This window comes from Bradyrhizobium sp. U531 (assembly GCF_051710265.1).
Taxonomy (GTDB): Bacteria; Pseudomonadota; Alphaproteobacteria; order Rhizobiales; family Xanthobacteraceae; genus Bradyrhizobium.
This window is the reverse complement of record NZ_JASVEN010000001.1, coordinates 87,227-98,033: the sequence shown is the minus strand read 5'-3', so window position 1 is coordinate 98,033 and position 10,807 is coordinate 87,227. Positions and strand designations below refer to the sequence as shown.

Sequence of the window (10,807 nt, the reverse complement as noted above, 5' to 3'; positions counted from 1 at the left end):
GCAAATGAGAAAACGGAGGCCTTGCGGCCTCCGTTTTTGTTTGGATGTCCTGAAGCTCAATTGCCGCCGGGCTGGCCGAATGACAGCCGCTCGGCGAGCACCGCGGCCTGGGTGCGCGAGCCGACGCCGAGCTTGCGCAGGATGGTCGAGACGTGGCCCTTCACGGTCTGCTCGGCGATGTCGAGCTCGCCCGCGATCTGCTTGTTGAGCTTGCCCTCCACGATCATCGCAAGGATGCGCAGTTGCTGCGCCGAAAGCGTCGCCATCCGCGCCGCCAGCTCGACGTCGGCGCTCTGGATCGAGCCACGGCCGCCGACATTGGGTGGCATCCAGATCTCGCCGGCGAGGATCTTCGTGATCGCCTCCGCCATCTCGGGCAGGCCGAGCGATTTCGGGATGTAGCCGGACGCGCCATAGGCGATGGCGCGGCGGATCGTGGCCGCGTCCTGACGCGCCGAGATGATCGCAACCGGCACCGTCGGGAATTGCGCCGACAGGATGAACAGCGCGGCAAAGCCCTGGATACCCGGCATGGTCAGATCCCAGAGGATCAGGTCGATGTCGTCGGCCTGGCCCGTCAGGATGCCGATCGCCTCGTCCAGTGACTGGCAGGCGACGATGTCGAGATCGGGCAGCACGCTCGACAGCGCGCTGCGCAGCGCGGCCTGCACCAGCGGATGGTCGTCCCCGATCAGGATGCGCATCGTCAGAACGTCTCCGGTTTCGTTCCGAACTGCCGGGTCAGGGCTTCGCCGCCGAGAAAGCGCCGCAGCGCCGCCGGCTTGACCGGCTTCGACAGAACCTCGCAGCCGCGCGCCCTCGCCGCCTTGCGCACCGCCTCGCCGCGATCGCCGGTAACGACCAGCGCACGGACGTCGCGTCCCGCCTTCTGCCTGAGATCATCGAGAAAGTCCAAGCCGTTGCGGCCGCCGTCGAGATGGTAGTCGAGCAGCACGATGTCGGGCGGGACGGTCGCGGCCGCGTCCATCGCCGCGGCGGCGTCGGTTGCGACCAGCACGCGGTGTCCCCAGCCACCGAGCAGCGCCGAGAGGCCATCGAGGATCGTCGCGTCATTGTCCAGACACAGGACGGTCAGCGCACGTTCCGCCACGGTCGGCGCGGCCATCGCCGGGCTGCGCTGCAGCGGCCGGCCCGGCCCGCGCCCGAGCGGCACCGTGACGGCAAAGCACGACCCCCGTCCCGGACGCGAACGGACGTCGACGGCGTGGTCGAGAAGCCGCGACACGCGCTCGACGATGGCGAGCCCGAGTCCCAATCCCTTCTCGGCCCCGGGCGCGAGGCGCTGGAACTCTTCGAAGATACGCTTCTGGTCCGCCGCCGCGATTCCAATGCCGGTATCCCAGACCTCGATGCGCAACGCCGAGCCGCGCCGCCGGCACCCGAGCAGGATGCGCCCCTTCGGCGTGTAGCGAAGCGCGTTCGACAGCAGGTTCTGCAGGATCCGGCGCAACAGATGCGGATCGCTCAGCACCACGTGATGACAATCGACGACGCGCAGGACGAGGCCGCGCTCGCGTGCCATCGCCGAGAATTCGACGTTCAACTGAACGAGCAGGTCCGCGATCGGGAAGTCGGATATCTCGGCGCGAACGGCGCCGGCATCGTAGGAGGAGATGTCGAGCAGCCTGTCGAGCACGTGCTCGGTCGAGCGCAGAGCCGTGATCGCGCTGCTCGCCAGGACGCGCTCCTTGTCGCCATCGCCCGATCGCGAAGCTGCATGCAGGCTCTCGTCGAGCGCGGACAGGAACAAGCGCGCCGCATTCAGCGGCTGCAGCAGATCGTGGCTGGCCGCGGCCAGGAAACGGGTCTTGCCGAGATTGGCCTGCTCGGCCTCCCCCTTGGCCTGTTCGAGCGCCTCTGTCCGCTCGCGGACCCGCAGCTCGAGCCCTTCATTGGCGCGCCGCAAGGCTTCGGCGGCCCGGTGACGCTCGGTCACGTCGGTATAGGTCGAGACGTAGCCGCCCTCGGCGACGCGGTCGTAGACGATCTCGAGCACGGTGCCGTCCGGCCGCTTGCGCTCGTAGCGATAGGGCCAGCTCTGCGCGGCGACGTCACGGTTGACCAGGAGCGCGGCGAATTCGGAGGCGGCATATTCGCCGCGCTCGACGTTGAACGCGATGAGGTCCGCCAGGGCAAGTCCAACCCGCACGAAATCCGGCGGCAGGTCGAGCAGCGCGATGAAGCGGCCGTTCCAGGCCGTGATGTTGAATTCGGCGTCGAAGGCGCAGATGCCCTGCGGCACGCTTTCGAGCGTGCTCTGTAGCAGGCTGCGATTGAAGCGCAGCGCTTCGGAGGCTTCGTCGAGCATCGCCATGGCCTCCCGCCGCGACAGCGAATGCCCTTCCAGCGACGCCGCGATCACGACGCGCGCCGATGCCGCGCCGATGGCGCCGGCCAGCAGGTTCTCGGTGAACCGGATCGAGTCAAGGTCGACCAGGCCCGACGGATCGAGGCGCGGCCCGGCCCCTGCGCTGCGGGCTGCCAGATAATTGTCGAAGGCCGCGGCGCCGCGCTCCACGCCGACGAAACGCAGCGCCAGCGCGCGAAGATCGTCAAGCCGGACCAACACGCGTGAAGAGAGTTTCGGGATGGATTCGCGGACCACGCCGTCGGCGAACGCGGCCGCCTGGTTACGCTCGACGGTGGATTGCCGCCCGAGCGCCGAGACCACGAGGAAGCAGACGAGATTGGCACCAAGGCTCCAGAGCGTCGCGTGCGAGATCGGATCGATCCCGTCGAGACCCAGTAGTGCGTTCGGCCTGAGCCAGCCGAGCTGCCACGGGCCCTGGCGGACGATCTCCTCGATCGCGGGCCAGAGCGGTGCGGCCGAGGGCAGCAGCAGCGTGTAGGCCCAGATGGAGAAGCCGACCGCGATGCCGAGCGAGGCGCCGGCCTTGTTGGCCCGCGGCCAGAACAGCCCTCCGACGAACGCCGGACCGAATTGCGCGACCGCGACGAACGACAGCAATCCGATCAATGTGAGCGGATAGGATTGGTTGACCAGGCGGTGCATCAGATAGGCGAGCAGCAGGATGCCGAGGATCGAGAGCCGGCGCACCGCCACGAGCACCGAGGTCATCGGACGGCTCTGCGCCCGCAATCCGAAGACGCGCGAGCGCAGCAGCAGCGGCATGATGACGTCGTTGCACAGCATGGTGCTGAGGGCGACCGAGGTCATGATCACCATGCCAGTGGCGGCGGACAATCCGCCGAGGAACGCGATCAGGCTGATGGTGCTCGCATCCGCTGCGATCGGCAGCGAGATGACGTAGGTGTCGGGGTCCATCATCGCACCGAACCTGGCAAGCCCGTCCGCGGCGATCGGCAGGATCAAGAGGCTGAACAGCGCAAGATAGGCCGGATAGAGCCATGCCGCGGTCCGCGTATGGCCGGGCGCCTCGTTCTCGACGACGGCGACGTGGAAGGCCTGCGGCAGGCAAAGGAAAGCAATGCCTGAGATGATGATGGTCGCGGGCCATACCGGCTGCGCTGGATCGAAGCTCAGAATTCCCGCGAGCTGCGGCTCCGACTGGAACTGCGACAGCAGAGTGGCCGGCCCGCCGGACAATCCGAACAGAACGAACAGCGCGACGATCAGGAACGCGAGCAGCTTGACGACGCTCTCGAAGGCGATCGCGAGCATCAGGCCGCGATGATGCTCGCTGGCATGGACATGCCGGACACCGAACACGATCGCGAACAGCGCCATCGACGCGGCGACGCCGAAGGCGGAATCCTGCCAGAACCGCAGCGCCTCGCCGCCGGCCCGCTCGGGCTGGAGGATCAGATAGTCGAAGCTCTTGCCCACGGCCTTGAGCTGGAGCGCGATGTAGGGAAGCACGCCGAGCAGCGATGCAAGCGTCACGAAGGCCGCGAGCACCTGGCTCTTGCCGTAGCGCGCGGCGATGAAGTCCGCGATCGAGGTGACGTTCTGCGCCTTGGCGATCGCAATCACCTTGGACAGCAGCTTCTGGCCGAACAGCAGCACCAGCGTCGGGCCGATATAGATCGTGGCGAAGTCCAGTCCGCTGGTCGCGGCCCGCCCGACCGATCCGTAGAAGCTCCACGAGGTGTTGTAGACCGCAAGCGTCAGGCAATAGCTGATCGCGGCCGCCCATGAATTCGGCGGCACCAGCGGCCCGCCGGCGCTTCGCCGATCGCCCCACCAGGCCACCAGGAACAGCGTGGTCACATAGCCGGCAGCGACCGCAAGAACGAACCACGCCTGCAAGACATCCTCACCCGAGACGGTCTGATCCGCCCACGGCGAGCGGCCGGGGCGCGGGCGGATACTAGAGCGTTTTCAATCGCATGGAAGGCTGTTCATGTCGAAAGGGAGCGGCGGCCGAAAAATCTCCGGCCGCCGCCCGCGATCACTCGGCGGCCTCGCCGGACAGCCGTCGCTGCGGCGCGCGCTTGACCACCAGGTTGACCGCCACGGCCACCACGATGTTGAGCGCGAGCGCCAGGAGGCCCGTGTAGATCGCGACCTTGCCGGCGCCGAAGTCGATGCTGTGCAGCGGCTTCAGTCCGTCCGACCAGGCGAGCCAGGATCCGCCCGCGAGGCCGACGGCCCAGCCGGCCAGCAGCGCCGTGCTGGAGAACCAGTTCAGATAAAGACCGAACACCAGCGCCGGCAGCGTCTGCAGGATCCAGAGCCCCCCGAGCAGCTGCAGGTCGAGCGCGAACTGCGTCGGCATCAGGAGAATGGCGAGCAGCGCGCCGACCTTCACCAGCATGGAGGTGATCTTGGCGACCTTGGCCTCGCCTGCCGGCGTCACCTTCGGGTCGATCCACACCTTCCAGAAGTTGCGGGTGAACAAATTGGCCGCACCGATGCTCATGACGGCTGCCGGCACAAGCGCGCCGATCGCGATCGCGGCGAAGGCAAAGCCCGCGAACCAGCTCGGGAACAGCGTCTTGAACAGCTCGGGCACGACGTCGTTGTTGCTGGCGAGCTTCAGCCCCGCCGCGTGGCCCATGTAGCCCAGCAGCGCGAGCAGGCCGAGCAGCAGCGTGTAGGCCGGCAGCAGCATCGCATTCTTGCGGATGGTGTTGCCGCCCGAGGACGCGAAGATGCCGGTCAAGGTGTGCGGATACATGAAGGCGGCGAGCGCCGAGCCGAACGCCAGCGAGGCGTAGGGCACGATCTGCGCCGGCGACAGCAGGATGCCGCCCGCGCCCTTCGCGGCGAATGCCGCATCCGCCGCGCTGAAGATCTCACCATAGCCGCCGAGCTTGGACGGCACGATCGCGATCGCGGCGATCACCACGATGTAGATCATGATGTCCTTGACGAAGGCGATCAGCGCCGGTGCGCGCAGGCCCGACGAATAGGTGTAGAGTGCCAGCACCAGGAAGGCGAGAACCAGCGGTATCTCGCCGTGCAGCCCGAGTGCCTTGATCGCGACCTCCATGCCGATGAGCTGGAGCGCGATGTAGGGCATCGTCGCCAGCACGCCGGTGGCAGCCACGGCGAGCTCGAGCCCGCGCGAGCCATAGGCGCCACGCACCACGTCGCCGGCAGTGACATAGCCGCGCTCCTTGGCGACCTTCCACAACACCGGCATCACCGCGAACACGAAAGGATAGACGATGATGGTGTAGGGCAGCGCGAAGAAGCCGTAGGCGCCGACAGCATAAACCAGCGCCGGAACAGCGATCACGGTGTAGGCGGTGTAGAAGTCGCCGCCGACCAGGAACCAGGTGATCCAGGTCCCGAACTTGCGGCCACCGAGGCCCCACTCGTCGAGATGGGCGAGCGTCTCCGGCTTGCGCCAGCGCGAGGCGACGAAGCCCATGCCGGTGACGAGAACGAACAGTGCGAGGAATACGGCGAATGCCGCGCTATCGACATCAGTCAGCACGGCGCGCGCTCCTGTAGACGATGTAGGTGAGGAGCGAGGTCAGCGGCACCCAGGCGAGCTGGTACCAGTAGAAGAACGGGAAGCCGAACAGATAGGGCTCCCTGATATTGTAGAACGGCACGATCATCAGGCCGATGAACGGCAACAACAGCAGCAAGCGTACCACGCGCTCTCCTCCCCTGTGAGTGAAGTCGACGTGCCTTGTCGTGGGCACGCCTCGAGCGCGATATAGCGGACAATGACGGCGAGCCCCTCCCCCTACCTTGGCTCGGCCAGACCCCCATACTTTCGTATCGCCCCGTCATTGCGAGGAGCCCGCGACAAAATTGCGAAGCAATTTTGCGCAGGCGACGAAGCAATCCAGACTGCCTCTGCGGAGACAGCCTGGATTGCTTCGCTACGCTCGCAATGACGGTGGATAGAGCCCGTGCCCCACTCGCTCCGCTCTCGTGCCCCGGACGCAGCGCAGCGGCCCGGCGATGCGGAGCATCGTCCGGGGTGGTGCGCTGCAGAGCCGGGGCCCATGTCGCGGCGTGTGCCGTGTGGCCGTCTGGGTCCCGGCTCTGCGCAGCAGCGTTGCACGCTGCAGCGCGTCCGGGACACGAGAGTGATTGTGCTGCGGCTGCTGCACGTCATTGCGTGAGGCGAAGCAACGAAGCAATCCAGACTGCCTCCGCGGAGACAGCCTGGATTGCTTCGCTACGCTCGCAATGACGTGGAGAGGGAGGCGCGAACTTGCGTTTCTTACCGCCTGCCGCTCGCGGCGGGCACCGGCTTCGGCGGTTCGGCCGGCGGCGGGGCCGGCTGCGATGAGTTGCTGGCGCCGAACAGCACGCGGGTCGGGTTGCGGTCGAAATTGTTCACGGCGCGGCTGATGTCACCGAGGGTGCGGCGGCCGTCGGCCATCAGCGCACCGGAGCGCTTGTCGAAATCGTCGGCGAGCTCGCGGATCGACTTCACCGCCTGGAACAGCTCGCCACCGTCCTTGCCGCCGGCGAGCGTGTTGAGGCCGAGCATGAGATTGTCGGCCTTGAGCATGACGCCGTCGACCTTGGCCATTACGCCGTCGATCTTCTCGGAGTTGCGCGCGAGCGAGTTGGTGAAGGTCTCGAGATTCTTCAGCGAGTTCTTCACCGACTCCTGATTGTCGGCGACGATCTTGTTGATGTTCTGCAGCGTGCCGCGGATCGCCTCGGTGACGTCCTGCAGCTTGTTGGGGTCGGCGGTCAGCGTCGGGATGCCGTCCTGGTCGAGCGGCGGCGACGGCGCAGCTTCGTCGCCGCCCTTGAGCGAGATCGCGGCGACGCCGGTGAGGCCCTGGAATTCGAGGCCGACCAGCGTGTCCTTGCGGATCGGAGCGTTGTTCTCGATCATCGCCAGTGCGACAACCCGCCGCGGGTTGTCGAGCTTCACCGAGACCACCTCACCCACCCGGATACCGTTGAAGTTGACGCTGCCGCCATTGCGCAGGCCCGCCGCCGGGCCCTCGAACACGACGCGCAACGGGCTGCGCTGCTTGGTGGTGTGCAGCGACTGGAACCAGAGCACGAAGCCGATCGCCGCGGCGATCACCGCCAGCGTGAACGAGCCGATCAATACGTAGTTCGCCCGCGTTTCCATCAGGTACTCCGGCTACTCATCCCAGCTATTCACGTCATGACCGCGCGGGCGCGCTTGCCATGGAAATACTGCCTCAACCAGGGATGCTGCGAGGCCTGCATGTCGGCGATCGACCCTGCCGCAATGATCTTACCGTTCCCTAAAACGGCGATACGGTCGCACGCGGTGTAAAGGCTGTCGAGATCGTGGGTTACCATGAAAACGGTCAGCCCCAAAGTGCGCTGGAGCGTCCTGACCAGCTCGTCGAAGTCGCCGGCGCCGATCGGATCGAGGCCCGAGGTCGGCTCGTCCAGGAACACGAGGTCAGGATCGAGCGAGAGCGCGCGGGCGAGCGCCACGCGCTTGATCATGCCGCCCGAGAGTTCCGAGGGAAACCGCTCGGCGACCTCCGGCTTGAGGCCGACCATGGTCAGCTTGGCCATGGTGATCTCGTCCATCAGCCGCTGCGACACGCGAAGATATTCGCGCATCGGAAACTGGATGTTCTGCCGCACGGTCAGCGAGGAGAACAACGCGCCCTGCTGGAACAGGACGCCCCAGCGCCGCTCCACGTTGCGCCGCTGCGCCGTATTGGAATCGAGGTCGACGCCGAACACCTCGATGGAGCCCGCGACCTTCGGCACGAGGCCGATGATGGTGCGCGTCAGCACCGACTTGCCGGCGCCGGAGGGGCCGACAAACCCCAAAATCTCGCCGCGCTTGACGTCGAGGTTGAGGCCGTCGAGCACGCGCGTCGACCCGAACTGCACGGTGATGTCGCGGACGCGGATGATGGGGTTCTCGATCTCGGGCGCCATCGTCACATCCCGATCGAAGCGAAGAAGATGGCGAACACGCCGTCCATCACGATGACGAAGAAGATGCCCTTCACCACGGACGCCGTGGTGTGCTGGCCCAGCGATTCCGCGCTGCCCTGCACGGCAAGGCCTTCGACGCAGGCGACGATGCCGATCACGGCGGCCATGACGGGCGCCTTGACGATGCCGACGATGAAATGGTCGATCGAGATGGCGTCGCGCAAGCGCAGCAGGAAGGCTTCGGGCTCGACCCCGCCATAGAGCCAGGCGACGAGCCCGCCGCCATAGAGCGCGGCCATCGCGCCGAGGAAGGCCAGGATCGGCAGCGCCAGCACGAGCGCGAGCATGCGCGGCAGCACCAGCACCTCGATCGGGTCGAAGCCCATGGTGCGCAGCGCGTCGATCTCCTCGCGCATCTTCATCGAGCCGAGCTCGGCGGTGTAGGCGCTGCCCGAGCGTCCAGCGACCATGATCGCGACGAGAAGCACGCCGATCTCGCGCAGCACCAGCACGCCCAGCATGTCGACCACGAAGATGTCGGCGCCGAAGCGGCGGAAATGGAAGATGCCCTGCTGGGCGATGATGCAGCCGATCAGGAAGGTGATCAGCACGATGATCGGCACCGCGCGCCAGCAGACCTGCTCCATGTGATGCACGGTCGAGGTCAGGCGCAGCGAGCGCGGACGGATCAGGACGCGAAACCCCGCCGCGAGCACGGCGCCGAGCATGTCGACGAGGCCCGCGACCGTCCCGCCGACGCCGGCCACCGCCCGGCCGATCTGCTCCAGCATGCCCGTGATGGTGATCGGGCTGGAGTCGACCACGGCCGTCGCCCTGACACGCCGCACCTCGTCCACGAGGCTGGAATAATTGGCGGACAGCCCGGCGATCTGGGCCTCGACCGGCCCTTTCGTCAGGCTGCGGCGCAGCCGCTCGATCAGCCAGGCGCCGAAAGTGTCGAGCTTGGCGACCTCGGAGACGTCGATGAAGATGCTTTGCGGGGTGCCTGCGAGCTTCTCGGCGTCGGCCACCATCCGCTCCAGGGCCGGCGCGAAACTCGCGGTCCAGGTCCCGGTGGCGCAAAGGGCCAGCGCATTGCCTTTGGCAATCCGTTCCAGCTTCGGATCGCTGTTCAAGATGTCCGCTCCCGTACCGGGGCGGAGAAAATCAGAGAGTTGCGCACGCGCCCTTACCCAGAGAAGGTATCCCCAAGTGGTTAATGTTAGTTGCTAGAGGTAACTAGCAGGTTCAGATTTCGCCAGAGTTCAAAATGACTTCCATGAAACTTGCTGCCTTGGCGGCGCGAATCGAGCGCTTCCCGATCGCGGGCAGCTTTACCATCAGCCGGGGGGCCAAAACCGAGGCCGTGACCGTCGTGGCGGAGGTCAGCCGGGACGGGCTGACCGGCCGCGGCGAGTGCGTGCCCTATCCCCGCTATGGCGAGACGCCCGAGGCGACGCTCCTCGCCATCCAGGCCATGCAGCAGGCCGTCGCGGGCGGACTCACCCGGCAAGCCCTCCAGGCCGCCATGCCGCCCGGGGCGGCCCGCAACGCCCTGGATTGCGCCCTGATCGATCTGGAGGCCAAGGCGGCCGGCGAGCGGGCCTGGAACCTGCTCGGCCGCCCGGTGCCGGGCGAGCGCACCACGGCCTACACGATCTCGTTAGGCACCCCCGAGGCCATGGCGGCGGCGACCGCCAAGGCGGCGCGCCGGCCGCTGCTCAAGATCAAGCTCGGCGGCGACGGCGATCCCGAGCGGATCGCCGCGGTGCGCAGGGCCGCGCCCGAATCCGAGCTGATCGTCGATGCCAACGAGGCCTGGATCGAGGCCAATCTGGAAGCCAACCTCGCCGCCTGTGCCGCCGTCGGCGTCACGCTGGTGGAGCAGCCGCTGCCGGCGGGCAAGGACGAGGTGCTGGCGCGGATCAAGCGGCCGCTCACGGTCTGCGCCGACGAAAGCGTCCACGACCGCGCCTCGCTCGCCCCGCTCCGCGATCGCTACGACGCGGTGAACATCAAGCTCGACAAGACCGGCGGCCTCACCGAGGCGCTCGCGATGTCCGATGCCGCGCAGGCGCTCGGCTTCGAGATCATGATCGGCTGCATGGTCGCGACTTCGCTGTCGATGGCGCCTGCGATGCTGGTGACGCCGGAGGCGCGCTTCGTCGATCTCGACGGCCCCTTGCTGCTCGCGCGCGACCGCGACCACGGCCTGCGTTATGACGACAGCCTGGTCTATCCGCCCGACGTCTCGCTGTGGGGCTGATGGGAGGCCAGTCGATCACAGCATCGTCTTCAAAGTAATCTAAGCGCCGCGCACGCTTTTCCGCCCCAATGTACTAAAGCTTGTCTAATAGGCCCTCTATACCAGCGATCACGTCATCGACATTCAGGGCTGATCGTCGAGCGGCCAGAAAAAGCTTCGAAACCTCTGCGAATTCAGAGTCGAATTGATCCGCCACGACTTCATCTAAAGTTTCGAATCTATTTTCACTCTTCGTG

At 66.6% G+C, this 10,807-nt stretch carries 8 protein-coding genes; 1 reads left to right on the top strand and 7 read right to left on the bottom strand.

The features are described 5' to 3' along the window. Nucleotides 1-56: 56 nt before the first annotated feature. The 7 genes from QRQ56_RS00435 to QRQ56_RS00405 all read right to left on the bottom strand — a co-directional run bounded on the left by QRQ56_RS00435 (nt 57) and on the right by QRQ56_RS00405 (nt 9,441). Nucleotides 57-710: a response regulator gene (locus QRQ56_RS00435; protein WP_438740030.1), complete on the bottom strand. Its 654-nt coding sequence runs from the start codon at nt 708-710 to the stop codon at nt 57-59. After that, entirely contained in the window at nt 707-4,252 is a 3,546-nt protein-coding gene (locus QRQ56_RS00430; protein ID WP_438736742.1) for a hybrid sensor histidine kinase/response regulator, read from the bottom strand. Before QRQ56_RS00430 ends, QRQ56_RS00435 begins: the two co-directional genes overlap by 4 nt. Before the next feature lie 142 nt (nt 4,253-4,394). Next, complete coding sequence (gene mctP, locus QRQ56_RS00425) at nt 4,395-5,888, bottom strand: monocarboxylate uptake permease MctP (protein ID WP_438736741.1); 1,494 nt, start codon at nt 5,886-5,888, stop codon at nt 4,395-4,397. Continuing rightward, complete coding sequence (locus QRQ56_RS00420; protein WP_438736740.1) at nt 5,878-6,054, bottom strand: DUF3311 domain-containing protein; 177 nt, start codon at nt 6,052-6,054, stop codon at nt 5,878-5,880. Before QRQ56_RS00420 ends, mctP begins: the two co-directional genes overlap by 11 nt. A gap of 578 nt (nt 6,055-6,632) precedes the next feature. Next, nucleotides 6,633-7,508, bottom strand: a complete 876-nt coding sequence (locus QRQ56_RS00415) for an MlaD family protein (protein WP_438736739.1) — start codon at nt 7,506-7,508, stop codon at nt 6,633-6,635. A 29-nt stretch (nt 7,509-7,537) separates the two neighbouring features. Then, the gene (locus tag QRQ56_RS00410; RefSeq protein WP_438736737.1) at nt 7,538-8,305 is read right to left on the bottom strand and encodes an ABC transporter ATP-binding protein; all 768 of its coding nucleotides are present in this window, start codon (nt 8,303-8,305) and stop codon (nt 7,538-7,540) included. 2 nt (nt 8,306-8,307) lie between these two features. Continuing rightward, complete coding sequence (locus QRQ56_RS00405; protein WP_438736735.1) at nt 8,308-9,441, bottom strand: MlaE family ABC transporter permease; 1,134 nt, start codon at nt 9,439-9,441, stop codon at nt 8,308-8,310. 134 nt (nt 9,442-9,575) lie between these two features. Here QRQ56_RS00405 and dgcA point away from each other — a divergent pair, with 134 nt between their 5' ends. After that, entirely contained in the window at nt 9,576-10,571 is a 996-nt protein-coding gene (gene dgcA, locus QRQ56_RS00400) for an N-acetyl-D-Glu racemase DgcA (protein WP_438736733.1), read from the top strand. Nucleotides 10,572-10,807 lie beyond the last annotated feature (236 nt).